The following is a 26,144-nucleotide window of genomic DNA, read 5'->3' as shown; positions in this document are numbered from 1 at the left end:
ACACCTTATTTCCTACTTTTTAAACTTTCTTTATCTGCATACATATTGAGGTCAGCTACATGAAAAAGATCCTCAAAGGAATCTCCCTGCTCAGGGCAGTAGGCTATCCCAATACTTGGTATTACCTTGATATGGATATCGTTATAAATAAAGTTTTTTTCCTCAAATGTCATTCTTAATTGAGATAGCCATCCTTCAAAGTCTTCACGGGTATTAAAGTCATCTAAAAATAAAACAAACTCATCTCCACCAAAACGGGCTACCAAATCGTTTTTATTCGTTGCATCTTTCAAAACTTCAGCAGTATATTGCAGTACTTGATCCCCCACCGAATGACCAAAGCTATCGTTAATAATCTTAAATTGATTTAAATCTAGTAAAACAAAGTATGCCTCTCCAGCTTCCCTCTGCGACAGTTCTACTAATTTTTTATTAATATGCGTGACAAAAAAAGCTCGATTATGTAAATCGGTCAGGACATCATGATAGGCCATATGCATAATCATCTTTTCCTTTTCCACCTCGCTCGTGACATCTCTAAGCATAGCGTAGAAGATTCTTTCCTTTCCAGTAACCACGTACTTGGCATCTATGGAGATGTGTATTCGGCCATCAAGGTATAGATTGTCTAGCGCCAAAGAATAGTCTCGTAAAGTACCTTTTAGCTGAAGTTGTTCGATAAGTTTCCGGAGAAGCTTTTTATTATGCTTGGTCCGCGCATATTTCATCAAATTCATATCTGTAGGATCACTGATATTCAACAGAAACTTACCTTGCTTGTTTATTTCTAAAATATCCAAGTTATTATCTAATATCATGATTGGTATGGGACTGATATCAAATAAGGTTCGATACCGCCGAGAGATGTTTGGCAGTAAATCGTTATGCAGGAAGGAAAAAGATATAAAAATAGAGAAAACAATTCCTTCGATAAGAAATGTATAGGGAGGTATATGTTCACCGAAATTTAGATAACCCATAGAAGCCTTTAAAGTAAACACAACCAAAGTACAAACCATTAAAAACTTTAATAGCTTGCGTTGCTGTAAATTTACGGTCTTTCGCAAGCCCATAATTAAAATAAAAACCATTATAAGGGTCAATATAGCTGATATCGTTAAAATGAAATAATATTCCTCATTATAAATAGGCACGTACCAGAAGCCCCTTGGCTCGTGTAAAATAAATGGAATAATCCTCCATTGTAAAATTTGAGCCACTAGAACAATCAAAAAAGGTACATAAAAGACGCTAGGATATACGATACGAGGGATATATATGTACAAGCTGGAAACGTGTATATATAAATGGAGAGTAAGACTCACCACTAACAAACTAATTAAACCAAGTCCAATACCAGAAACGGCTGAACTATATTCAATCGGTAACAGGTGCCGAAAAAACTCCCCAAAATAAAGGAAACTGTAGGCGACTAAAATAGCCGTAATCAATCTATTTTCCAATCTCCTGGACTGCTGTATTAGCACCACACAAGCTAAGCCAAACAAATATAAAGCCGGCAGCACATACACGGCTAGATACATACACAAATGAGATATCGACATAGATAGACTCCCTATCTAGTTATATTTTAAATGTTAGATGAATCATTCCTTATGAAAGAATGTAGTCAATTGAATAGTAGCTGAGGTAGCAGTCGGTGATTCTTCATTTAGCAGCTCTTGTTCCCCAGGAGCATTCATCGTAATTTGATCTACTCTCACTACTCGCTCTAAATTTTCAATTTCTTCTATTAAAAGAACTAAATGCTCATAATTTTTAGTTTGGACAGATACATTAAAGGTAATCAATTTCAGATTAGCTGGTAAAGGCGCATCAGCTACAGGTGAACTAGGAGGCTCCTCCACTGTGCCTTCAGTAACTTCCGCTGATTCTGATTCTTCTTCAGCTTCAATACCCTCTTCTGAATCCGTTACTTCTTCTTCCACACTACCTTCTTGGTATATCTCTAGCTGCATTTGGTCAAGTATCCCATCATAATTATTAAATTCTATAGCTTCAATTTTAGAATCACTAATTAATTCCACTTGTTCCAATGATAGCAAAAGCTCATCTAATTCACGTTCATATGGAACTTTAGACTCTAACGCAAATATATTATCAACCTTTACATCTGAAGCTTGAAACGAATTATATTGTTCTTTTAATGAAGCCACTTCCCCCTGAAGTACTTCGACAGAGATCTCTTTCGAATATTTTTCAGCCTTTAGTGGAGAAATAATAAAATAATAGATAGCAAATAACAATAACAAGACAAGGGCCCCTATTATTAAATAAGCATTTCTTTTATTGCTAACTAATTCATTCAAGGAGTTCCACCCCCATTTCTTAAGTAACCTGTATCTATTTCTAAAGTTAATGTAGCTGAATACCTAGGAATTATATTAAAATGTACTTCATTGTTTTCAGTATCATTACTTGGGTTGAAGTTAGCGATGCTTTCAATTTTCGCATCTGTAAAATACTCACTATTTAATAGATTGGTAACTAAATAGGAAAGAGAACTTAATGTTTCAATATCGACTACTAAAGTCATTCCTTGTTCTAAAAATCCATACTGTCGTAAGTATGTATGCTCCTCTATTAACGTATCTACTTCTATAAGTAAAGGGCTAACAGGATAAGAAATTGTTTCTGCAAAAGCAACAGAAGAAGGGAAGTCCCCTTCCGATGAAAGATCTACATTAGACATATAATCTGCTAGATCCGTCTTTTCTTCTATGGAGTAAATTTCTTCATTTTCTAAAAGCTCTATGTCACCCTTTAAACTCATGTATTGAATAAAAAACCACAAAAGAACTGTCACAATTAAAATAATTCCAATAACTAATACTAGTATGGAATTACTTTTTCTTCTCTCCATTTGAGGTAAGAGGTTTATATTTGGAACCATGGTTATACCTCCCTATAAATAAGCCCAATTAACGGAATATCTCTTGAATTAAAATTCGTATACTTGTTTTTTACCTTTGTGTCATCAAAATACTGGATAGGGGTAACTAAATTAGCTACCATTTCTGAATAGATATATTCCATTTCAGGACTGTCTCCAAATATAATAATCTCATCAACCGCTTTTTCTCCTTTGTACAAAGAAAAACGATAAAAGTTTAAAATGCGGTCAATTTCAGCAATTTGATCAATGAGTTGGCCCCGATATTCTTCAGGGTCTCCGGTATATTCATATATAAATTCCTCATCTTTAGTCTCGATAATCCATTTAGAACGTTCTGTTTCGATTGATTGATAACGCAGAAATTCAACTTTACCACCCGAATAAATACTGATAGAAACTCCAGCAATAGACCATTCCATTATTAAGTAGCTCTTAGTACTTTCTATATTCATTACTTCCTCAAAAAATCGTATAGAAGCCAATGCTCTTATTTCTGCAACAGAAGGATGTAAAGATAAATCATCTAATAGACCAGCCACTTTAATAATTTCTTCTGAGGGAGCAGCAAAAAGAGTAGCCTCTCCATCCCCTTGCTTAAAATCATAAACATCGAGTAAAGGCTGAGAATATGGTAGATGAATAGATCTCCCAAGCTCCATTTCTACAAATCCCTTTAAATTCTCAGTTGCAATATCATCTGGATGCTCAAAAGTTTTCATCATAACTGTACTTTCAGGGACAAAAAAACGAACATCTAAACGCTTCAACCCCCATTTTTCTAAGAGTTCCTTCATTAGCTCATAGAACGCCATCTCGTCTACTAATGTATCTCCGTCAAATATGCCATCCTCTAAAGGAGATTGATAAATTACAGCATTTTCAATTTGGTTTGTGTTTAACACAACAGCTTTAATTAAAAACTCATTGATATCCATAACGACAAATCGATTGGATTTTTTTTTGAATCGATCAAACATGACATTCTCCCCTATGTATAAGAATTAGTAACACTTTTCAATGAACGAAGATCGTTTGCTCAAAAGTTTTACTAAAAGCTACAGCAGCGCAGGGCTGCTGTAGTATCCAGATATCTAACTATTTTTTAGTTCCTACTATAGGCTTAATATCCCCGCTACCTTTTTGTGTATCTTTATTGATATCATCTAAAGTTGCATCAGTAAAAGTAATAGATTTACTTCCCGAGAATGTTATAGGGCCTGCACTGATAGTATTTGGACTTCCCTTCGTAACTGTACCGGTTTCAATTTTACCAGACGATTCTAAATAGTTTTCTTTTTTTAGTGTAGCTACATCTACTGTTAAAGTACCTGTTTTAGTTCCTCCATCAGTAACCTTCTCTTCCGGATTATCGATAAAATACATCTTCGCTGCATTCAATACATTTGTTGCATCTGCTTTTACTGCGCTATATCTACTATTTTCTATAATTCCACCGATTGCTGGAACTGCGATTGCTGATACGATTGCTAGGATTACAATAACTGCTAGTAACTCGACAAGCGTTAAACCTTTTTGATTTTTTAATAAGTGCTTCATCTTTTTCATTGAACTATCCCCTTTGTTTGTCATTTCATTTGATACATGTTGATTTATATCCATGACTTTTTCACCTCCTTTAAATGAGTTGTTTTTATATTTGTTCATACATGCTAAACATTGGAATCATGATGGCCATAACGATTGTTCCTACAATTCCTGCTAAAAGAAGGATCATTAATGGCTCGATAAGAGATTTTAAACTATCAACTGTTCTGTCAACGTCATCCTCATAGAAATCGGCTATTTTTTCCAACATATAGTCTAATGAACCGGTTTGCTCACCTATTGCAGTCATTTGTGACACTAGTGGAGGGAAAATCCAGCTTTTAGAAAGTGGAGCAGATAATGTACCCCCTTTTTCTAGGCTCGATCTTGATTCTTTTACCACTTTTCCTACTACTGGATTACCAATTACTCTTTCAACAATCGTTAACGCCTGAAGGATTGGAACGGCACTACTGAATAATGATGATAGAGTCCGTGTCATTCTCGCTATGGCGGATTTTTGTAGCAGCTTACCGAATACTGGAACTCTTAAAAGAAACAAATGTACGGAATAGTTAAACCTCTCATTGTTTTTAAAGAAGTAATGAAAGATAAAAACTACTAATATAATAAGTAATAAATAGATATACCACGATGCTTGGAGAGATTCACTTAACCCCATTACCGCTTTAGTGATCCACGGCAACTCTGCTCCCATGTCATCAAACATCGTCACGAATTGAGGGACAATCGTTAGCATTAAAAAGACCGAGACAATTAAGGTTAAACATAAAAGAATAATAGGATAAGCTAATGTCGATTGAACCTTTTTCTTTAAATTGAATTGTTTTTCGTAGGAAAACGCTAAACGATCTAATGCTGAATCTAAGTTACCGGTAGCCTCTCCAGCCTTAATCATGTTGACAAATAATGCAGGAAAAACTTTTGGATTTTTTGAAGCTGCATCAGAGAAGGAAATACCAGAGCGAACATCTTCCTCAATTGCTAGCAGCCCATTTTTTAAAGGCTTGCTTGAGGTCTGCTCGGCTAAAATTTTCGTAGATTCAAGTATCGATACACCTGCACGGATAAGTGTTGCAAATTGTCTGCTATAAATAACAAAATCTTCATTCTTCACCTTGCCGCCAAGCGATAATTCTTTATGAAGAATACTCTTCGATTCGTCAATCTCTCTAGCATTGATTCCTTGAGAACGCAGTTTGACAACGGCATCTTGTTTATTTGGTGCATCCACGATTCCTTTTTTAATGGTTCCTGTCGTGGTTCTCCCGACATATTTGTATACAGTCATTAAAATTCACCTGCATTCATAAACGGCTTCGCAGCCTCCAAAGTAATTTGTTTAGTGACTAGGAGCTGCTGAATAGATGATTCAAGGGTATGCATTCCTAACGCTCGACTAGTTTGCATCACATTTTTGATTTGATGAATTTTCTCGTTGCGTATAAGGTTAGTAACCGACGGCGTTTGGATTAAGATTTCAGTCGCTACAGCTCTGCCTGCTCCATTAACCTTAGAGAAGAGACGTTGGGACACAATTCCCTGTAGGACATTTGCAAGCTGGATTCGAATTTGACCTTGCTGATGCGGAGGAAACACGTCAATAATGCGGTCTATGGTAGTTGGTGCGCTACTCGTATGTAATGTAGCCATTACTAAATGACCCGTTTCAGCTGCTGTGATTGCTGTAGAGATAGTTTCTAAATCTCGCATTTCTCCTACTAGAATTACATCGGGATCTTGACGCAGTGCTGCACGCAATCCATTGGCAAAACTTTGAGTATCCGAACCAACCTCTCTTTGATTGACGATAGATTTCTTATGTCTATGAACATATTCAATCGGATCTTCAAGCGTAATAATATGTTTTGATTTAGTTGCGTTAATATAATCGATCATAGCAGCTAAAGTTGTAGACTTTCCTGAACCAGTAGGTCCTGTCACAAGAATTAGACCTTGAGGTTTATCGGCAAGTGAGTAAAGGACGTTAGGCATTCCCAAATCTTCAACTGAAGGTATGCTCGATTCAATTATTCTTATAGCAATGGCAACGTTATTTTGTTGGAGATACGCATTGATCCGAAATCTACATAAGTCCTCTAGAGCAAAACTAAAGTCCAGCTCTCCTTTTTGTGAAAACTCATGCAGAGCATCCGTATCTAACAGATCTTCCAGCATTTTTTTAGTGTCATTATTCTGCAACTGGTAATCTCCAAAGTTTTCAAGCTTCCCATGAACTCGAAAAACCGGCGCCAGGCCAACTGTTAAATGAAGATCAGAGGCTTTATCTTGATATGCTTTTTCTAATAAGTCAAAAATATTTAAATCCATCTCATTCACCTCAGTTAACAGTTGCTACTCTCAATACTTCCTCAGTAGTAGTTAGTCCGTCTCTAACCTTCATTAACCCGTCATCTAAAAGGCTAAGAAAACCAGTTTCTTTCATATGACTTTTTAAAACAGATGGGCTTTTCCCAGTTAAAATAATATCTTTGACGTATTCATCTACCCGTAGGACTTCGTGGATTGCGAGTCTGCCCCGATAGCCAGTTTGATTGCAGGCTGGACAACCTTTCCCACGTCGGATCTTGTCTATCTCTATTCCTCTTTCCATGAAAATCTCTTTTTCTCTTCCACTCGGAACTACACTTTCTCTACAATCTCTACATACTTTTCGCACAAGCCTTTGAGCTACTATACCTACTAGCGAAGAAGATAATAAAAATGGCTCGATTCCCATATCCTTTAAGCGGGATACCGACTCTACCGCACTATTAGTATGTAGAGTGCTTAAAACTAAGTGACCAGTCAAAGAAGCTCGAACAGCTATTTGAGCAGTCTCAAGATCTCGAATTTCTCCTACCATTACTACATCGGGATCTTGTCGTAATATAGATCTTAATCCGACTGCAAACGTTAAATCTACTTCTTCGCGGACTTGAATTTGATTTATCCCATTTAATTGATATTCCACTGGATCTTCAACCGTAATAATATTAATATGCTCATCGTTCAGCTTGTTAAGTGCTGCATAAAGAGTGGATGATTTCCCTGAACCTGTTGGGCCAGTTATTAAAACGATTCCGTTTGGATGTTCAATCATTTTCTTAAATGCAGCTAAATTTTTATCGCTAAAGTTAAGTTTAGTCACATCATTTAAGGCATTTGACATATCTAGTATCCTCATTACTACTTTCTCCCCGTAAATTGCTGGAAGAGTAGATAGACGAATATCAATCGACCTCATATTAACTGTTATTTTAATACGGCCATCCTGAGGTATACGATTTTCAGTAATATTAAGATTTCCCATAATTTTAATACGGGCCAGTACGACATTTTGCATGTATTTAGGAAGTGAGCGCTCTGTTTTAAGCATCCCATCCACACGATAACGTACTCGCAATTCCGTCTCTTGAGGATCAAAATGTATATCGCTAGCTCTTTGAGCAACACCATTAGCTATGATTTGATTGACTAGGCGAACTATTGGCGAATCCTCGTCCGTTATTTGCGTATCGTTTTCCATTTCCTTTGGAGACATATCAATTAACGCTTGCTCCATGGATTCCTGAAAATCATAATACTTTGTAATCGTGCGATATAAATCATCCTTAGCTGCAATGGCTGTCTCTATTTGACATCCAGTGGCCATTCGTATTTCTTCGATAGCGAAATAATCCATAGGGTCTGCCATAGCAATCAATAATTTATTTTTCGTTTTTCTTAAAGGCATTACATTAGTTCGCTTTGCTAATTCCTTAGGAACCAATTGGATGAGTTCAGGATTTATAGAAAACTGGTTTAAATTCACATGTGGAATACCTAATTGAAATTCTAGAACTTCTATTAATTGTTGCTCTGTAATTAAGTTCTCACTAATTAAATAATCTCCAAGCTTCTCTTCTCGTTTTTTGTTTTTTAACGCATGATCAAGTTGAGTTGAAGTTATAACATGTGATTCAACTAGTAGGTCTCCTAATAATTTACGAGTCTTGCTTTTCATTTTTTCTCACCTCGTATTTCTTTATTTCGGTGTAATAATATTTCCAGCCTTATCGTAATAGCTACCTTCTGGTAATTCACCAGTTTGCTCTGAATTAGGTGAATCTGGAGTGTTAGATGGACCTTTATCTGTTTCTTCTATATCTGGCAACCCATCTCCATTTAAATCTATGTCAGTCAAAGTATTAGATCCAGCACTTACTGAAGTTTTAATAGACGTAAGTACGATTCGATGCTTTGGTGGATAATAATCCTTGCTAATTACTTCTTGTAGTTCATAAGGGCCTATCTTATCCGCTACTGTACGATATACAGTAACTCTTAAACCTGGCTCCCCCTCCTGAACTAACTCCTCTTCTCCCTCTTTTAAACTGTTAGAGTAACGGTAGATTGTACGAGGATTAACAATTTCCTTTTCTAAAACTTCATAAGTGCCTTTTATTTCAGATTGAGCTATATAAAATTCAACTAATATTTCGTTTCCTTTTATACCAACCTTCAAGACAACCGGTAGTTGAATAGAATTTATAAATTTAAAGTCTTTACTAAAATCACTTTCTACATCAGCCTCAATACCAGGCTCTAAGTACGAAGGAATTATTCCTTGCGAGTGTCTCTCGACGATTTCAAAATTTGTTTGAAGGACAGTCGCATATAAGAGCGAAGCAATGAAGTCCATTGTGGCATCGTTATATGGAACATTTGACTCCTGTAGCTTAGTTAATAACGAAAAAGTCTGACCTTCGGGTATGACCACATCATTCAATGCTTCAATAATATCTGCCTGTCCCACTAAATTTTGAGTTACACTTTCAAGACTAAAGGCGATTCTCTCGGATTCTAAAATAGTATAATCGAGCTCTACAGCTTCAATTGGCGTTGATACTAGATTCTCTACACTTCTTTTTATATTTTCAATCGTTTTCTCTATATTTAGTGATGGATATTGAGCTAGCATTTCTATTAAAGATTCATCTATTTCAACTGTTAAAGGAAGATTCACCTCAGCATCTTTCTTCCAAAATTTAAACCAAGCATTGGAAGTTGCATCGATATAGGATTGAGAACTATATTCCACATTAAAACTAAAGCTATTTGGATCAAGTACAATTTCCTTGGCTAGAGTTTTTAAGATTATTGGTCGTTCTTTCCACTTTGCTATTTCTTCATTTAAAAGAGCAATGACCTCTTCACGATCTTTAGTTTCTATAGTTACGCCACCAATAGTGGAGCTACCACCATCTGTTTTCTTCTCGGCATTTGCCACACCGTTAAGGATAACTATTGAAAATAAGACAAATACTATAGATATTAAAATAATCTTCCTCATATTATTCACCCACTTCTTAATTCACTTATTATTACCTTTTTTAACCTATAAAATGGATTTTTTTCTTAAAAATAAGAGTATATTAAAGATAATAACGTAATTTAAGTAAAATTACACATGACTTTAGTAGCTATTTTTTCATAATTCTTCTAAAAACTCTATATTTGTATCTATTTATTCGAATTTTTTATGATAATATTGGAAGTATAATAGATTACTTTAAATATTAATAGGTCAAAGAGGGTGTTTTTTTGGTAAATCAAAAGGGGTTAACACTTGTTGAAGTTCTTGCATCATTAGCTATCATATCAATAGTTCTACTTTCGTTTTTTCAATTATTTATAAATACTAGTGTCAATACTGTTAAAAATAATGAGAAATTAGTCATGATTTATTTAGCTGAGGCTGAATTGGAAAGATTAAAAATTAACCCATTTGAACACATAGATAAGATTGAAAAAGACTCAAATTTGTTATACAACACGTCTTTTACTCGTGAAATAAAATTAAACGATGAAAATTACAAAATAGTAACTTATACATTTCAAGATATGAGAGAAAAGGAACTGCAAATTTTTAACGCCAAAGTCGAAATAAAATCTTTATCTAGTCAAAACAATAGCTCAGTAGAAGGGTATGTGGTTTATGAGTAAGTATCTATCTAATTCAAGTGGATTAACACTTTTAGAGTTATTAGCATCTCTACTTTTATACACTACAATAGCAATTTTTTCTTTTTCCTTAATAACAAAAGGAGTAGAGCATTATGAAAATATAAAAGTTTCTAATGCAATGAGAGATGAAGCTGATTTTCTAATAGCTACATTAACAAAAGAAATATATACAACAAAAGAAACACAAATCGAATCATTGCCCGATAAAGTCTCAAATAAAAATTATTTTTTAATAAAAAAAGATAATTCCCCTCCCAGAAAAAGTGGTTTTGACAATGATCAAATTGTTATAGAAGACAGTTACATTCGCCCTGAAAATAAACATATTGGTATCTCATCCAAATCATATATCCAAAAAACTGATAACAGTCTCTATAAAGTCATTCTCGTTCTAACTAATAAAAAAAATAATCAAGAGAAGATGTTTGAAACTCAAGTAAAAACTATAAATGATAGAGAGGAAGAATAAAATGGATGTTATTAAAAACAAAAAAGGAAATACCTTTATAATCACTATTGTTCTTCTCTTAATTTTTAGTATATTAGGCCTTAGTTTAATATCTTTAACTTTAAGTGGAGCAAGTAAAAATGAGGTAAGACAAGATGAGGTAAGAGCTTCTGCTTTAGCTGAAAAAGGTATAGACAGAATGACTCAAGAGATTAATTCAGAATTGATTGAAGGAATTGGAGATGGCGTTGAAAGGAAGATTTTTGAAAGTAATTTAAATAAAATTCCGTATATGCCCGATTTTAATAATTGTGAAACAGAAGAAAATTTAAAAGCAAATACTTATACAGCATGTATAACCAACTCAGCCCCTGTAGTTGAAGTAACCAATGGAATAGAAAAAAAGAATAACTTACGAAAACTGATAACAATTAAAAGTATAGGAAAATCAGGTGACCTTTCAAGGATTATCTACACAGATATTGAAATCGGTGCCGAGGTTTCACCAGAAGTTTTAAATTATGCTGTTGGAACAAATTTAAATAAAAAAGATGGAATTGAAGACGGAGAAGGAAATTTATTTCTTCATGGGGGCGTGTCTATAACAGGTGACGTGAAAATAGATGGAAATCTCATCACTTCTGAAAAAACATACTTGTACTTGCCTACTTGGGCACGAGATGAATTACCGACTATATCACCAACTAAGGGAAAAGAAAAATCTAAAATAATTCTTGCAGGGAACTCTTACAAGATACATGAATGGTTTAATATTAATTACAATAAACATATCAATAAAAAAGATTTTTTAGATAAAAGTTATTATACTAAAGAAAGAGACCTTAATAATCTTTTCTCTAAGTCTCAAGCCGAGTTTATAAAAAAAGAACCTTCTAGTAGTTTCATTAATATCACCGACCAAAAAAAGAACTTTATGATTAATTCACAAGGGAATTATTCGACGGGTAGATTTAATCTACCAATAAATCCTTCGACAAAAGAGATAGATACTCTCATACCTACAGTAACAAAAGACAGATGCTATTTTGAAGGTCTTCTTTTAAAATGTAGAGAAATAGAGGACCCAAACGCTTCCTTTAGTTTAACAGGAAATCATATTTTCAATAAATTCTCTACGATAGGTGATCTTCATATATATAATTCTGATATTACCTTTAAAAATGGTCTACATGTAGGTGGTAACCTACATGTAGGCAGTAAAGCTATCTTACTACCAGTTAATAAAAATATTTTAGATGGACCAATATATGTTGGAGAAAATGTCAATATTCAAGGAGCAGAATTAACGAGTAACTTACTAATATATGCAGAAGGTGATGTAGATATTCACTTTTCAAAAATTAAAGGAAAGCAATTAACTGATGACAAAATGGGAAATCTCATAATTTTTTCCAAAGGAAAAATCAGAATAAATTTTAACTCTGTATTAGAAAATACCCCTAGTGAAATAAATGGCTTCTTCTACTCAGAAAAAGATCTGGAAATTTTCGGTGTACTTTCTAATTTAAAAATTAAAGGAGGAGTTTCAGCACCTAAGGTTATTTTGAATGGCAACAAAGAAAGAAACGGAAACTCTAGACTTCAGATTATATACGACGAGGATATAATTGAAACCTTCTCTAACCTTAAACAACCTGAACCTATTATATATAAAGTCGAACCTCCTATAGTTAAGGATAGAGAACTATAAGTAAACTTGACCACCCTAATAGTACAGTTCAAAATGTTATAACAGATAAAGGCGAGTATGCTAGTTAACAGCATACTCGCCTTTATACTTGTTATTAAGACTTCACATACTCCGCAACCCTATTCCTACCTGCCTGCTTCGCTCCGATATACAGTGCCCGATCGGCATTACGGATAAGAGAGTTGCCCTCGTCGCTGTCCTCTGGAGCAGTCGAAACGCCAATACTAGCTGTAATAAAGATGATTTCTTCTCTTGTTACATCAGCTAGGTCTAGCTCGACCATAAATGGCGTTTGCTCGATTTTTAATCGCAGCTGCTCGGCGAGATTCATGGCTTGTAGCTTGGTGTAATTAGGAAGGATGACAACGAACTCTTCTCCACCGTATCTTCCTACAGTGCCTTCCTTGCCAATTTCACTTTTTATGAGCTGAGCAAATTCCTTAAGAATTAGGTTTCCACTATGATGTCCATACGTATCATTCACGGCTTTAAATTTATCTATGTCCAGCATGATTAATGACAGAGATTGATAAGCCCCTACCTCCATTTTTGCCATATCGCGCGCTATTTGTTTGTCTAGATATCTATAGTTAAAGAGTTTTGTAAGCTCACAAATTTCACTTTGTTCAACAGCTTCGCGAACAAATCTTGCTTTTTCAAGGGAAACAGCAAAATAGGAGCATAATAAATGAACTATATTTAACTGATATGGCTCAAATGCGAACTTACTCTTTGTTGCTAGAACCAATACTCCCTCAATTTTTTTGTTGCGGTAAATTGGTACACACATGACACTTTGCATTTCTGTTGATAAAAATGGAGGCTTTTGTGAAGTCCATTCTACCTGTTTATTAAACAGGGTTGGCTCCCCTTTATCGTAACACGCACCTACAAAGCTATTTTGAATTTCTTCATGAGGGAATTCTAGCTCTTTCATACTTCCATCTACCATTGCGCGTAAAATAATAAATTTGCCATTTAAATTATCAACAATAAAAGCACTATCAATAGGGAACATGTTAGAAACTCTTTCCACAAAAATATCTAGTATTTCATTAGATGTTAAACGTTCCGCTAACTCATGTCCAAATTCACTAGCCTTATTCAAATCATTATTGACTTTTTCTGAATCACTATATAAACGAACGATCACAGTTATTGTCATTAACGGGATTCCCATTAACAATAAAGCAATGGGACCTATTGCAGCTTCAAATAAATATAAGCTTAGCCCAAAAGGCAATGTCATTAAAAGACATGCAGTTTCCCAATAGAAATCTTTTGTAAGAAAAAGTGGTTTAAAGCCGCAAATTACTTCTCGCCCATATAATATAATATGGTTTATGAAAATATAAGAGATGGCATATAAGGAACCAAAAATAATAACGTCCATTATATTCACACTACCCACTTCAAATCCAAGTCCAATAATAAGACTTCCGCATATTACGGAAAGAAAGAAAAACATAGATGAGTTGAAGAAGTATTTAAATAACGTTTCACGTGTTATTTTCATGTGGTAGATAATAGGAAACATGCATAATTGCATCGAAATTAATTCTGCTAGTATACCGAACTGCATGAAAATTGCTACATTGACCCAAAGGACTAGAACAATGGTGGATCCGGCTATCACAAAAGGAAATACACTAGATAACAAGGCTAAAAGCAAATAGTAGCCGTAGTTTTCCCATTCGGTAGGTTTTGTTGGGGAATTTATATACACTAACAGAGTACCTAGTGGAACAAAGATAAACCATACGGCTATCATTATATTTTTTGCTCTCTGAGTGAATTCCATAGACCTTTAGACCTCCCTTCAACATATCTATTAATTTTACATATATTTGTATTATAAAGATTATAACATATATAAACTGAATAATTAAAATTACATTTTAACTGTTTATTCCTTTTAATTCGGTAATTAGATACAATGACCCTGATACAATAGTCACGCTTTCTTGTTTAGGTTTATGTAGGTCTATCAAATGTATATCTTTAGTTACACGTTTATCACTATGGGAACAGTGGTTAAATAATGTAGTAGCGGCTAAAGCACGTTCATGTTTGAAGTCAACGAATTCAAAGCTAGTCGCAACTTCTTCTAGTCTACTTAATATATATTTATAATCTTTATCTTTTAAAATACCAATAATAAAGTGAATATGTTCATTAGGGAAATACTGCTTAATGGTATCAACGAGTGCATCTATACTAGCTTGATTGTGTGCACCATCCATGTAAACATGGTCATTCCACTTTTCCATGCGACCAGGAAGTGAAGCTTTTATAACAGCTTTTCTAACGTTCTCTTCATTTAATATAAAACCAGTTTCTATCATTGCAGTGATGGCAAGGGCCATATTAGAAAGCTGATGCTTCCCTAGCATCTGAGGGGTTAGTTCGTCAAATGCATAGTTTTTATAATTATAGCTGTTTTTACGGATTTGAAAATCTTTATTTATCTCTATCAGCTCTGCATTTTGACTATTTACTTCTTTCCATATAACTTCTTTAGAAGACTGTAAAGTATCACCTAATATCAATTTGCCATGTTCCTTAATAATTCCTGCTTTGTGCCAACTAATTTCTTCGATTGTTTCCCCAAGGAAATTAGTATGATCTATAGAAATACTCGGTATTACCCCTACTGATTGTTTAATCACGTTTGTGCTATCAAATCTTCCACCCATACCGGCTTCTATGAATACTACATCCAATTCTTGTTCTGCAAAGACTATAAACGCAACAACTGTTAACAGTTCGAAGTCAGTAAGCATTCCACTAATACCCACATTCACTAGTTGTTCAAACGCGTGATCCATTTGAGCCTCTGTCACATTATTACCATTCAGTTGAATTTGATCATGTACGTCAATTAAACAGGGAGATGTGAAACTTCCGTACTTGAGTTTATGTTCAGACGCGATCGCTCTCATAAAAGCAATCGTTGAACCTTTTCCATTTGTTCCTGCAACATGAATTATTTTTTGTTTATCTTGAGGATTTCCAAGCAAATCCAAAGCCTTTTTTATCCTATCCAAGCCAGGTTTAATCATAGTTTCACTATTAATATTCCACTTTATCTTATAATTGTTAAATTTTTTTATTTCCAAGTCATTCACCCTATTCCGTCTTGGTTACTTTTCTGCTAAACTTCTTGTGAACACATTATAACACGTACCCGTGGAGGTCATTTAATTATGCAAACTTGTTGGATCATTTACAATGGTAGTCTTACACATGATAAGTTTCTCGATCAGGCTCTCCTCCTTAAAGAAGCCGCAGAGAAAAAAGGCTTACAAGCTATTTTAGTAAAGAATTATGAACTTCTGATGAACGTTCATGAAAGCTTATCAGCGAGGCCTGATTTTGTCGTCTTTCTTGATAAAGATATTTTGCTTGCGAAATATCTGAAGAATGCGGGCATACCAGTGTTCAATGATCCTAGTGTAATTGAGATTTGTGATAACAAAGCACATCAATATCTCGAGCTAGCAACAGCTGATGTACCAATGCCTATAACGATCATAGCACCAAAAGTTTATCCTGAATTCACTATTTTGCATACAGGTTATTACGAACAAGTGCTACAAATACTTCAACTGCCAATGATCATTAAAGAAGCGCATGGCTCCTTTGGTCAGCGTGTATACCTAATTGAAACAAGAGAGCAGTTCTTTGATAAAGTAGAAGAACTTAAGGGTGTAGAGTATGTCTTCCAGCAATTTATTGCATCTAGCAGAGGAAGAGACATACGGGTGAATGTGGTAGGTGGCCAAGTCGTTGCTTGCATGCATCGCCAATCAGCTACAGATTTCCGCGCTAATATTACTAATGGTGGAACTGCAACTGAAATTATTTTAACAGAAAGACAAAAGGAAGTAGCTATTCAAGCTGCTACTGCACTGAATGCTGAGTTCGCAGGAGTAGATCTTCTATTTGGGGAAAATGAAGAGCCCTTAGTATGTGAAGTTAACGGAGTAGCCCATATACGTAACATTTATAACGTCACAGGCATTAACGTAGGAGATGCGATGATCAACTACATTTTATCTAAAATTGGTGCTGTTGTTATATGAACGGCCTATTGATATATGAATATAAAGAGATTGAGCGAAATCAAAGCTTTATAGATCGGCTAATCCAAGCAGCAAAAATGCATGGCCATTCTCTTACCGTTATAGATGATAATCAAATCGAATTTCCTGATTGTGATTTCATTTTCTTCCGAGCAAGGAATCCTGAGCTTTCAAAAAAGCTAGAGCAACGGGGTGTTCCCATGTTCAACCGATCAGAGGTCAACGTCATTGCTAATGATAAGTGGAAAGCAATCCAGCTAGTCCAAATGCTTGGTATCGCTACAGTTCCAACCTATAAAATTAACGACGTTCAAGACATACGAGATTATCCGGTTGTACTTAAGACCACTGGCGGACATGGGGGAATGCAGGTAGAAAAGTTTACTGAGGCACAAGATGCTGATGTATTTCTAAATGACTTTTCATCCCAGACCATTATCGCCCAAGCCTATGTAGAAACGAATGCTACCGATGTAAGAGTATTTATGCTAGGTAGCGAGGTAATTGGAGCAGTAAAAAGAATCGGTGCTCCAAATAGCTTTAAATCCAATTTCACGCTAGGTGGAACCGTAGAAAAATATGAGCTCTCTGCAACTCAAGAAGCAGATGTAATTAAAATAGCAAAAGCCATTAAAAGCGATTACGTAGGAATTGATTTCTTACTTCTACCCGACGGCAGATGGCTTTTCAATGAATTAGAGGATCCAGTTGGAGCAAGATCATATTATCAAACAACCCAGACGGATATCGCTATACCGATAATGGAGTATATCGATGAGCAGCTAAGAGAGTACATTGAGCGATAAGCTTGATGTGCTTTTTTATAGAGTTATACCTTTGACTTTCCTTAAACTATCTCTACTCTGCTATATTTTCTGCAACACTTTGCCACGTCCCCGCAACACTTCTTCTCTTTCACGCAACACTTTCTCTATTTCCCGTAACACTCTCTACTGTCTACGCAACACTTTGCCTCATCTCCGCAACACTTTCTTCTATCTCTGCAATACTTTCATACCTTACTTCTAAAAACATGTCACTTGCAAGGTTCTCTCTCATCTCCGCAAGGTTTCTCCCCGTCTCCGCAAGGTTCTTCCCCGTCTCTGCAAGGTTCTTCCCCATATCCGCAAGGTTTCTCCGTCTCCGCAAGGTTTTCCTCCGTCTCCGCAAGGTTTTCCTCCGTCTCCGCAAGGTTCTCCTCCGTCTCCGCAAGGTTTCTCCGTTTCCGTAAGATTCTACCTCATCTCCGCAAGGTTCTTCCTCGTCTCCGCAAGATTCCCCTCTTTCCCCGTAAAAATCACTCCCCATCTATGCAACACCTCCCAATCCCAATAAAAAAAGTGTAGCCAGATACCTCATCGGTTCTGGCTACACTTACTTTGTTTTACAAGCTATTTAATTCCTCGATACGTTTTAGAACGGTTGCGTGTTTTTCCAGGTAGTCCTGTTCTTTTGCACGCTCTTCGGCTACTACTGCCTCAGGAGCTTTTGATACGAAGCGTTCATTGGATAGTTTCCCTTGAACTAGCTTCACTTCTTTTGCCCATTTTTCTAATTCTTTTTCTAGACGTGCTTTTTCAGCCTCAATATCGATTAAGCCTTGTAATGGAAGGTATAAAAGAGCACCTGTTACTACTGCTGACATCGATTGGCCCGGATCATCTAGGTCTTGACCGATTACTAGAGGCTCTGGGTTACAGAAACGCTCTAAGTATTTTGCGTTTGCTTCTAGTACTGCTAGCGTATCTGCATCTTTTGCAGAAATGTATAACGGTACTTTTTTGCTCATCGGTGTTTGTACCTCTGAACGGATGTTACGAACAGAGCGAATAATCTCTGCAAGTAGCTTCATGCTTGCTGCTTGGCTTTGATCAGAAAGCTCTTCGTTTACTGTCGGCCATGCCGCTACTGTAATGGATTCGCCTTCATGCGGTAGGTTTTGCCAAATTTCTTCTGTTATGAAAGGCATAAATGGGTGCAATAAACGCATTGTGTTGTCTAATACGTATGCTAGAACCGAGCGAGTCATATGCTTCGCTTCTTCGTCATCTCCGTTTAGTGGAAGCTTAGACATTTCGATATACCAGTCACAGAAATCATCCCAGATGAAGTTGTATAGGGCACGACCAACTTCGCCAAACTCATATTTCTCTGAAAGTCTTGTAACTTGCTCGATTGTTTCATTTAAACGAGTTAGGATCCAAGCATCTGCAACGGATTTTTTCCCATCTAAATTAATTTCCTCGTATTTCAATCCATCCATATTCATCAACGCAAAGCGTGAAGCATTCCAGATTTTATTGGCAAAGTTCCAAACGGCCTCTACTTTTTCTACTGAGAAACGTAAATCTTGTCCTGGAGAAGAACCAGTGCTTAAGAAATAGCGTAGTGAATCTGCTCCGTACTTATCAATTACGTCCATTGGGTCGATACCATTGCCAAGGGATTTAGACATCTTACGTCCATCTTCTGCACGAACAAGACCATGAATTAATACATCATCGAATGGGCGAGTTCCTGTAAATTCTACTCCTTGGAATATCATACGTGACACCCAGAAGAATATAATATCATAACCTGTAACAAGGGCATTTGTTGGGTAATACTTCTTCATTTCTTCGTTTTCTACATCCGGCCAGCCTAGCGTAGAGAAAGGCCATAAAGCAGAGGAGAACCATGTATCTAGTACATCTTCATCCTGCTTCCAATTTTCTTCGTCTGCTGGAGCCTCATGCCCAACATACACTTCGCCAGTTTCTTTATGGTACCACGCTGGAATTCTGTGTCCCCACCAAAGCTGACGTGAAATACACCAGTCATGTATATTTTCCATCCATCGTAAATACGTTTTTTCAAAGCGATCCGGTACAAAATTAACCTTACCCTCTGATTCTTGCAACTTAATCGCTTCTTCTGCAAGTGGCTGCATTTTTACAAACCACTGAGTAGAAAGGTAAGGCTCAACTACTGCTCCGCTTCGCTCAGAGTGGCCTACAGAGTGTGCATGCTCTTCAATTTTAAATAAAACACCTGCATCTTGAAGATCTTTTACGATTTGTTTACGGCATTCAAAGCGATCCATTCCTTCATATTTAGCTGCATTCTTGTTCATTGAACCATCTTCATGCATAACTAAAATACGCTCTAGGTTATGACGATTACCTATTTCAAAATCATTTGGGTCATGTGCAGGAGTAATCTTAACCGCGCCACTACCAAACTCCATATCTACGTAATCATCTGCTACGATTGGAACTTCACGGCCAACGATTGGTAATTTCACCGTTTTTCCGATTAAGTGTTTGTAGCGCTCATCTTCAGGATGTACTGCAACCGCTGTATCCCCTAGCATTGTTTCTGGTCGAGTTGTTGCAACATCGATTGAACCAGTACCATCTGCAAGTGGGTAATGCATATGATAGAATGCACCCTGTATATCTTTATGAATTACTTCGATATCAGAAAGTGCTGTTTTTGTAGCAGGATCCCAGTTGATAATGTATTCCCCGCGGTAAATCAAGCCTTTGTTATAAAGCTTAACAAATACTTCCTTTACTGCATTGGAAAGACCCTCATCTAAAGTGAAGCGTTCACGAGAATAGTCTAAGCCTAGACCTAGTTTTGACCATTGCTTGCGAATATGTCCTGCATATTCATCTTTCCATTTCCAAGTTTCTTCCACAAATTTTTCACGACCTAGGTCATATCTCGAAATATTGTCAGCACGTAATTTTTCTTCTACCTTTGCTTGTGTAGCGATACCTGCATGGTCCATTCCTGGTAGCCATAGAGCGTCATATCCTTGCATACGCTTCATGCGAATAATAATGTCTTGAAGAGTTGTATCCCAGGCGTGACCTAAATGTAGCTTCCCTGTTACGTTAGGCGGTGGAATCACAATGGTATATGGTTCCTTTTCACTTTCTGGATGCGCCTCAAAATATTTACCTTTTAACCACCATTCATAGCGGCCTTTTTCGATTGACTGCGGATCATACTTGGTTGACATCGTTGTCTCATTTGTCATATCGTTTCCTCCTTAAAAAAGAATATAAAAAAACTCCTATCATCACTAAAGGACGAAGGAGTTTGTTCGCGGTACCACCTTTATTCGCAGATGCAATATAACACATCACGCTCTCAATTAGATAACGGCTTCAAACCGGCAATTGCTACTGTTAGTTCACAAAAGCTGCTCTTGGGCTACCTTCAAATGGTGGCTAACGGAAACATTTCAGCAAATTGTTTCCTTTCTTTAGATAACCGTGTCATTTTACTCTTCCCATTCATAGCATCCATATATAGTTGTTTTTATTGTATAGGATATTATTATATGCCGTCAAGCATAGTCTTGTGAAAGGAGGAAAACACTATGAAAAGAGGATACAACCCCTATTTACTGCCCGACTGGTTACGAAGAACTCGTTTTTACGTGAAAGGAATCATTATACCAATCGGTTGCTTTCAACTTGTTCGTGTTTTAATTGTTCCAACAACATGGGATTTTCTCTTGCTAGTATTTCTAGCATTTCTTGGTTTTCTATTATTTAAGGACATTATTTGATGGAAAGGAAAGCTTGGTATAACCATCCTCCAAATTAAATATAAACTGTAGCTCAGAATCATCCTCAGCCGGGCTTTCCACTTCTCTATTTTTAATCGTCACATTAGTCTGCTCCTGAACTGGTTCCTGTACCGTACGTGGGGACTGCTGTTCATTACTTACAAAGGCCTCTCTATGGCTACTAGACTCTAATACTAGGGTTTCTTCTACTTCTTCAATCATTTCTTGTCTTACTTCTGCTACTACTTCCTCCGTTTTAGGACGATGCGTTTCATATTCACAATTGACTAGCCATACGATTTCAATACCATCTGACTCTGCCTTGCAATTTATAGTTTCTATACTTACTGTCGGTAACGTTTCGGCTTGTATTCTATCTTTACTAATCTCTACACTCATCGGTACCGCATATTCAAAATAACCAAGCTCACCGTTTAAATCTAGGTCTTCGATTTCCGTAAATTCACTTGTTGCGTGATGCTCCACTTCACCTTCCTCAAACTCCACGTGACAAGTAATATGATAAATACCGTTGATATGCACCATGTTGTCCATTTCCTCATGAAAATACTGAGGGGTTACATTAATTGTCTTTACTTCCTTAGGCACTCCAAAGCTTTGCGGAAAACAGAACTGTTCCTTAACTTCCCAACTTTTAACTTCCATTTTTCATCCTCCTTCATATAGGACAAATTATGTTTCAACGTAAGAAAATATGAAAAATACCATACGAATATGCCAGCTTTTCAAAAGTTTTACCCCCAGTCTTCGCTTTCTTTCAAGGAGTTTCGCCTCTTCTTACAGCTATTTGTAAATATAAAAGAGAATAAAAAAACAGACAAGCCATTCTAATTGCTTAGAACGTTTGTCTGTTCAATATTTATTATCGAGCTAACTTTTCAAACACTGTATGGAAGGCTTGAATTGTTTTTTCAATATGCTCCTCGGTGTGCGCAGTGGAAAGGAACATTCCTTCAAATTGAGAAGGTGGTAAATAGATTCCTTCCTCAGCCATTAGACGATAGTATTTTGCGAATAAGTCTAAGTCTGCTGTTCTAGCTACGTCATAATTCACTACATTTTCATTAGTGAAGAAGAAGCCGATCATAGAACCAGCACGATTTACTGTATGAGGAATGTTGTATTTGCTTGCAGCTTCTCTGAACCCTTTTTCAAGCATGTCACCAAGCTTTACGAAATACTTATACGTATCCTCGTTCAAGCGTGATAATGTCTCATAGCCTGCTGTCATCGCCAGAGGATTCCCTGATAGGGTACCTGCTTGATATACAGATCCTGCTGGTGCAATCATTTCCATGATTTCGCGTTTCCCACCGAAAGCTCCTACTGGTAGGCCACCTCCGATTACTTTACCTAGACAAGTCAAATCTGGAGTAATACCAAAATGTCCTTGTGCACAGTTATAATCTACACGGAAACCAGTCATTACTTCGTCAAAGATTAAAACTGTTCCATTTTTCTCTGTTAATTCACGCAATGCTTCGAGGAATCCTTCAATTGGAGGTACAACTCCCATATTACCTGCCACTGGCTCCACAATAACTGCTGCTAAATCGTCACCAAAGTTTTCAAACACATAGCGAACACTCTCAATGTCATTATAAGGTGCCGTAATCGTATTTTTAGCAATCGACTCAGGAACACCTGGGCTATCTGGAAGACCTAGTGTAGCAACACCAGAACCGGCTTTAATAAGCAGGCTGTCTCCATGTCCATGGTAGCACCCTTCAAATTTTAAAATCTTGTTGCGGCCAGTGTAACCACGAGCTAATCGCAAAGCACTCATAGTAGCCTCTGTACCAGAGGAAACCATACGGACCATTTCAATAGATGGCACTCGCTCCATAACTAATTTTGCAAGTTTGTTTTCAACTAACGTAGATGCTCCAAAGCTAGTCCCAGTTGCAGCTACATCTTGAATTGCCTTCACGACATTAGGCTCCGTATGACCTAAAATAAGTGGTCCCCAAGAAAGTACGTAATCAATGTATTCATTACCATCAATATCTTTCAAGATAGCGCCTTTTCCACTTTCCATGAAAATCGGATCCATGTCGACCGATTTAAACGCACGAACCGGACTATTTACGCCACCTGGCATTAAGTCCTTTGCTTCTGCATATGCTTCTTTAGATAATTTGTATGATTTAGACATTATTTCTCCTCCAACCAACGCGCTACATCTTTAGCATGATACGTTAAGATGATATCTGCTCCAGCACGTTTCATTCCTGTTAACGTTTCTAAAACTGTTTCTTTTTCGTTTATCCAGCCATTGATGGCAGCAGCCTTCACCATTGCATATTCTCCGCTTACGTTATATGCCACAATAGGGGCGTCGAAGCTATTTCTAACATCACGAATAATATCCAAATACGCTAATGCTGGTTTTACGATTAAGAAATCTGCTCCTTCTTCGATATCAGAAGTGGCTTCGCGTATAGCTTCCATTCGGTTAGAATAATCCATTTGATAAGTTTTACGGTCTCCAAATTTAGGAGCTCCATCTGCCGCTTCACGGAATGGACCGTAATAAGCGGATGCGTATTTAACTGCATACGACATAATTGGTACATCGTGAAAACCAGCTCTGTCTAATCCTTGACGAATAGCAGTTACAAATCCATCCATCATGTTAGAAGGTGCAATAATATCTGCTCCAGCTTGAGCCTGACTTACAGCTGTCTTTGCTAACAAGTCTAATGATGGGTCATTCAGTATTCTTTCATGCTCATCTACTACTCCACAATGACCGTGATCCGTAAATTCACATAGGCAAGTATCAGCTATAACAACTAAGTTTGGATGACGCTCCTTGATCAAGCGAATTGCCTTTTGCACTATTCCATGATCGTGATACGCTTGAGTTCCCTCCGCATCCTTTGTTGCAGGTAAACCAAATAAAATAACGGATGGGATTCCTAAAGAAACGACCTCATCTACTTCTTCACCTAAACGATCTAATGAAAATTGGAAAACTCCCGGCATGGAGTTAACGGGATTTTTAATATTCTCTCCATCCATAACGAAAATCGGATAGATTAAATCCTCTTTATGTAAGTAAGTTTCTTTTACCATTGCTCTAATACCAGCCGATTGTCTTAAACGGCGGTGACGTTGAAAATATAAGTCTGTCATTACATTCATCCCTTCCATTGAGCTAGCGCATTTACTACCTCTGTTAAAGTATAGGTTTTAGGCATTACCTGCACGGTAACACCTAATGATTTTAAATGGTTTTTCGTTATATGACCAATAGCACACACGGTAAAGCTATTATAGCCTAGATCCTTGCCAATCGTTTGATGAAAGGCATTCACCGAAGAAGGACTTGTGAACACTACCGAGCAGCTTTTCCCACTAGTTAAAAGCTCCTTCACCATCTCTACATTATCTTCTAGCATCACGGTCTCATAGACTGTCCATTCATCAACTGAATTGACCAGACCCTCTGTAATTGTATTTTTTGCAAGATTCCCTCGGAAATACAAACATGTATCTTCCGGTGCTGCTACGCGTGGAAATTCTTTAATAAAAACATCTGCACTGAAGGTAGTCGGCATAAAATCTATTTTAAATCCAATTTTCTCGAGAGCTGACGCCGTTTTTGAACCGACAGCGGCCATTTTAACCTGAAAAGCTTCTACACCTAAATGATAGGTAAGCATCTTTTGATGAAAAGCAGCTACACTAGCCTGACTCGTAAATATAAACCATTGGTAAGTTTTACTGTTTAAGAGTTTATCTTTGTCTTCGGGCTCCACAATTTCCTTAGTAGCTATGAAGGGTGCCACATAGGGAACCCCTCCTAAACTAGCTGTAAGGTTTGCTGCCTCATCTGATCTATTCACCCCTGTAAAAATGATATGCTCATTTTGTAGAGGTGAATTTTTAAACATTTAAATCAGCCTTAACCTTTTGGATTAAATCGAAAGCTCCTTGTTCCGTTAAAATTCGTGCCGCTTCTTTCCCTACTGTTACTGGGTTTGTTCCAGATACTACTTCTTTGTACACAACAGACGCATCTGGTGCTGCAATAAGTCCAGTGAACGTAATCTCATTGCCATTCATAACAGCATGCCCTGCTATCGGAACCTGACATCCGCCATCCATAGCAGCTAAAAATGTACGTTCAGCAAGAACGGTATCCCAAGTTTCTTTGTCTGAAAGTTTTTGAAGCTCATTTAGAAGCTCCTTGTCATCTTCACGACATTCAACTCCCAATGACCCTTGCCCTACCGCTGGAACACAATCCTCAACGGAAATATACTCTGTTACTACTTCGTCACTCCAGCCAAGTCGTTTAAGTCCAGCTGCTGCTAAGATTATAGCGTCATATTCTCCATCTTGAAGCTTTTGCAGCCTTGTATCCACGTTGCCTCGTATCCACTTAATCTCGATATCTGGACGTAATAATAGTAATTGAGCGCTTCTGCGTAGACTACTTGTCCCTACAATAGCTCCCTTAGGTAAATCCATTAGCTTCACATGTCCTGTAGAAATGAAAGCATCACGTTCATCGATACGCTTAGGAGTACATCCCATTACTAAGCCAGGAGGCAAGACTGATGGCATATCCTTCATGCTATGTACGGCAAAATCTATTTCCTTGTCAAATAACGCTTGCTCAATTTCCTTAACGAATAGACCTTTCCCTCCAACTTTGGAAAGTGTTACATTTAAGATTTGATCTCCCTTTGTAACAATCTCTTTTATTTCAAACTCAAATGGTGCGCCCATATCTTTCATTTGTTGAATAAACCATTTCGTTTGTGTTAGAGCTAATTTACTTCTTCTTGAACCTACAATAATTTTACGCATAA

General features: G+C 36.8%; 24 protein-coding genes and 1 other annotated feature. Of the genes, 6 read left to right on the top strand and 18 right to left on the bottom strand.

Going from position 1 to position 26,144, the window contains the following annotated elements; translation table 11 throughout:
* Window positions 1-5 precede the first annotated feature (5 nt).
* From MKY09_RS07490 to MKY09_RS07450, 9 genes are all read right to left on the bottom strand, one after another.
* Entirely contained in the window at window positions 6-1,565 is a 1,560-nt protein-coding gene (locus MKY09_RS07490) for a sensor domain-containing diguanylate cyclase (protein ID WP_342568000.1), read from the bottom strand.
* A gap of 42 nt (window positions 1,566-1,607) precedes the next feature.
* Complete coding sequence (locus tag MKY09_RS07485) at window positions 1,608-2,330, bottom strand: hypothetical protein (RefSeq protein ID WP_342567999.1); 723 nt, start codon at window positions 2,328-2,330, stop codon at window positions 1,608-1,610.
* Window positions 2,327-2,914 carry a hypothetical protein gene (locus tag MKY09_RS07480; protein ID WP_251553470.1) on the bottom strand — a complete coding sequence of 196 codons (588 nt, stop codon included), beginning with the start codon at window positions 2,912-2,914 and terminating at the stop codon, window positions 2,327-2,329. The genes MKY09_RS07485 and MKY09_RS07480 overlap by 4 nt, the downstream gene beginning before the upstream one ends.
* 2 nt (window positions 2,915-2,916) lie before the next feature.
* Window positions 2,917-3,894: a pilus assembly protein PilM gene (gene pilM / locus MKY09_RS07475; protein WP_251553469.1), complete on the bottom strand. Its 978-nt coding sequence runs from the start codon at window positions 3,892-3,894 to the stop codon at window positions 2,917-2,919.
* A gap of 118 nt (window positions 3,895-4,012) precedes the next feature.
* On the bottom strand, window positions 4,013-4,537 hold the full coding sequence (locus MKY09_RS07470; RefSeq protein ID WP_251553468.1) for a type II secretion system protein: 525 nt from the start codon (window positions 4,535-4,537) through the stop codon (window positions 4,013-4,015).
* Window positions 4,538-4,568: 31 nt separating this feature from the next.
* Entirely contained in the window at window positions 4,569-5,774 is a 1,206-nt protein-coding gene (locus MKY09_RS07465; RefSeq protein WP_251553467.1) for a type II secretion system F family protein, read from the bottom strand.
* Window positions 5,774-6,814 (bottom strand): type IV pilus twitching motility protein PilT, encoded by a 1,041-nt coding sequence (locus tag MKY09_RS07460; RefSeq protein WP_342567998.1) that lies wholly within the window; start codon window positions 6,812-6,814, stop codon window positions 5,774-5,776. The genes MKY09_RS07465 and MKY09_RS07460 overlap by 1 nt, the downstream gene beginning before the upstream one ends.
* A 10-nt stretch (window positions 6,815-6,824) precedes the next feature.
* A complete protein-coding gene (locus MKY09_RS07455) occupies window positions 6,825-8,489 on the bottom strand; it encodes an ATPase, T2SS/T4P/T4SS family (protein ID WP_342567997.1) in 1,665 nt (554 codons plus the stop codon).
* A gap of 21 nt (window positions 8,490-8,510) precedes the next feature.
* Window positions 8,511-9,818, bottom strand: a complete 1,308-nt coding sequence (locus MKY09_RS07450) for a VanW family protein (RefSeq protein WP_342567996.1) — start codon at window positions 9,816-9,818, stop codon at window positions 8,511-8,513.
* Window positions 9,819-10,069: 251 nt separating this feature from the next.
* On the opposite strand from MKY09_RS07450, the gene MKY09_RS07445 reads away from it, so the two are divergent.
* The 3 genes from MKY09_RS07445 to MKY09_RS07435 are packed head-to-tail and all read left to right on the top strand — an operon-like array spanning window position 10,070 to window position 12,651.
* Window positions 10,070-10,471, top strand: coding sequence for a prepilin-type N-terminal cleavage/methylation domain-containing protein (locus MKY09_RS07445; RefSeq protein WP_251553461.1), 402 nt, complete (start codon window positions 10,070-10,072; stop codon window positions 10,469-10,471).
* Window positions 10,464-10,961, top strand: coding sequence for a hypothetical protein (locus MKY09_RS07440; protein ID WP_251553460.1), 498 nt, complete (start codon window positions 10,464-10,466; stop codon window positions 10,959-10,961). Before MKY09_RS07445 ends, MKY09_RS07440 begins: the two co-directional genes overlap by 8 nt.
* Window position 10,962: 1 nt before the next feature.
* Entirely contained in the window at window positions 10,963-12,651 is a 1,689-nt protein-coding gene (locus MKY09_RS07435; protein ID WP_251553459.1) for a hypothetical protein, read from the top strand.
* A gap of 94 nt (window positions 12,652-12,745) precedes the next feature.
* Here MKY09_RS07435 and MKY09_RS07430 read toward each other — a convergent pair whose 3' ends face one another.
* Window positions 12,746-14,452, bottom strand: coding sequence for a sensor domain-containing diguanylate cyclase (locus MKY09_RS07430; protein ID WP_251553458.1), 1,707 nt, complete (start codon window positions 14,450-14,452; stop codon window positions 12,746-12,748).
* A gap of 97 nt (window positions 14,453-14,549) precedes the next feature.
* Window positions 14,550-15,713, bottom strand: a complete 1,164-nt coding sequence (locus tag MKY09_RS07425; protein WP_342567995.1) for a folylpolyglutamate synthase/dihydrofolate synthase family protein — start codon at window positions 15,711-15,713, stop codon at window positions 14,550-14,552.
* Between the two features lie 144 nt (window positions 15,714-15,857).
* Here MKY09_RS07425 and MKY09_RS07420 point away from each other — a divergent pair, with 144 nt between their 5' ends.
* Both MKY09_RS07420 and MKY09_RS07415 read left to right on the top strand, forming a co-directional pair.
* Window positions 15,858-16,736 carry a RimK family alpha-L-glutamate ligase gene (locus MKY09_RS07420; RefSeq protein ID WP_342567994.1) on the top strand — a complete coding sequence of 293 codons (879 nt, stop codon included), beginning with the start codon at window positions 15,858-15,860 and terminating at the stop codon, window positions 16,734-16,736.
* Complete coding sequence (locus MKY09_RS07415) at window positions 16,733-17,542, top strand: ATP-grasp domain-containing protein (RefSeq protein ID WP_342567993.1); 810 nt, start codon at window positions 16,733-16,735, stop codon at window positions 17,540-17,542. Before MKY09_RS07420 ends, MKY09_RS07415 begins: the two co-directional genes overlap by 4 nt.
* Window positions 17,543-17,693: 151 nt before the next feature.
* On the opposite strand, the gene MKY09_RS07410 is transcribed toward MKY09_RS07415, so the two are convergent.
* Both MKY09_RS07410 and MKY09_RS07405 read right to left on the bottom strand, forming a co-directional pair.
* The gene (locus MKY09_RS07410; RefSeq protein ID WP_342567992.1) at window positions 17,694-17,885 is read right to left on the bottom strand and encodes a hypothetical protein; all 192 of its coding nucleotides are present in this window, start codon (window positions 17,883-17,885) and stop codon (window positions 17,694-17,696) included.
* Window positions 17,886-18,120: 235 nt separating this feature from the next.
* The gene (locus MKY09_RS07405) at window positions 18,121-20,763 is read right to left on the bottom strand and encodes a valine--tRNA ligase (protein WP_342567991.1); all 2,643 of its coding nucleotides are present in this window, start codon (window positions 20,761-20,763) and stop codon (window positions 18,121-18,123) included.
* A 45-nt stretch (window positions 20,764-20,808) separates the two neighbouring features.
* Window positions 20,809-21,035 (bottom strand) — a binding site (T-box leader).
* A 73-nt stretch (window positions 21,036-21,108) separates the two neighbouring features.
* On the opposite strand from MKY09_RS07405, the gene MKY09_RS07400 reads away from it, so the two are divergent.
* Entirely contained in the window at window positions 21,109-21,300 is a 192-nt protein-coding gene (locus MKY09_RS07400; RefSeq protein ID WP_169359874.1) for a hypothetical protein, read from the top strand.
* Here MKY09_RS07400 and MKY09_RS07395 read toward each other — a convergent pair.
* The 5 genes from MKY09_RS07395 to hemC all read right to left on the bottom strand — a co-directional run bounded on the left by MKY09_RS07395 (window position 21,280) and on the right by hemC (window position 26,142).
* Window positions 21,280-21,966: a hypothetical protein gene (locus MKY09_RS07395; RefSeq protein ID WP_298470269.1), complete on the bottom strand. Its 687-nt coding sequence runs from the start codon at window positions 21,964-21,966 to the stop codon at window positions 21,280-21,282. The genes MKY09_RS07400 and MKY09_RS07395 overlap by 21 nt on opposite strands.
* 217 nt (window positions 21,967-22,183) lie before the next feature.
* Window positions 22,184-23,476, bottom strand: a complete 1,293-nt coding sequence (gene hemL, locus MKY09_RS07390) for a glutamate-1-semialdehyde 2,1-aminomutase (protein WP_342567990.1) — start codon at window positions 23,474-23,476, stop codon at window positions 22,184-22,186.
* Entirely contained in the window at window positions 23,476-24,459 is a 984-nt protein-coding gene (gene hemB, locus MKY09_RS07385; RefSeq protein WP_342567989.1) for a porphobilinogen synthase, read from the bottom strand. Before hemB ends, hemL begins: the two co-directional genes overlap by 1 nt.
* 5 nt (window positions 24,460-24,464) lie before the next feature.
* Window positions 24,465-25,220, bottom strand: coding sequence for a uroporphyrinogen-III synthase (locus tag MKY09_RS07380; RefSeq protein ID WP_342567988.1), 756 nt, complete (start codon window positions 25,218-25,220; stop codon window positions 24,465-24,467).
* Complete coding sequence (hemC, locus tag MKY09_RS07375) at window positions 25,213-26,142, bottom strand: hydroxymethylbilane synthase (RefSeq protein WP_342567987.1); 930 nt, start codon at window positions 26,140-26,142, stop codon at window positions 25,213-25,215. The genes MKY09_RS07380 and hemC overlap by 8 nt, the downstream gene beginning before the upstream one ends.
* Window positions 26,143-26,144: the final 2 nt, after the last annotated feature.

It is taken from the genome of Psychrobacillus sp. FSL K6-4046 (genome assembly GCF_038624605.1).
Lineage (GTDB): Bacteria > Bacillota > Bacilli > Bacillales_A > Planococcaceae > Psychrobacillus.
This window is presented reverse-complemented; position numbering and strand designations above follow the sequence as displayed.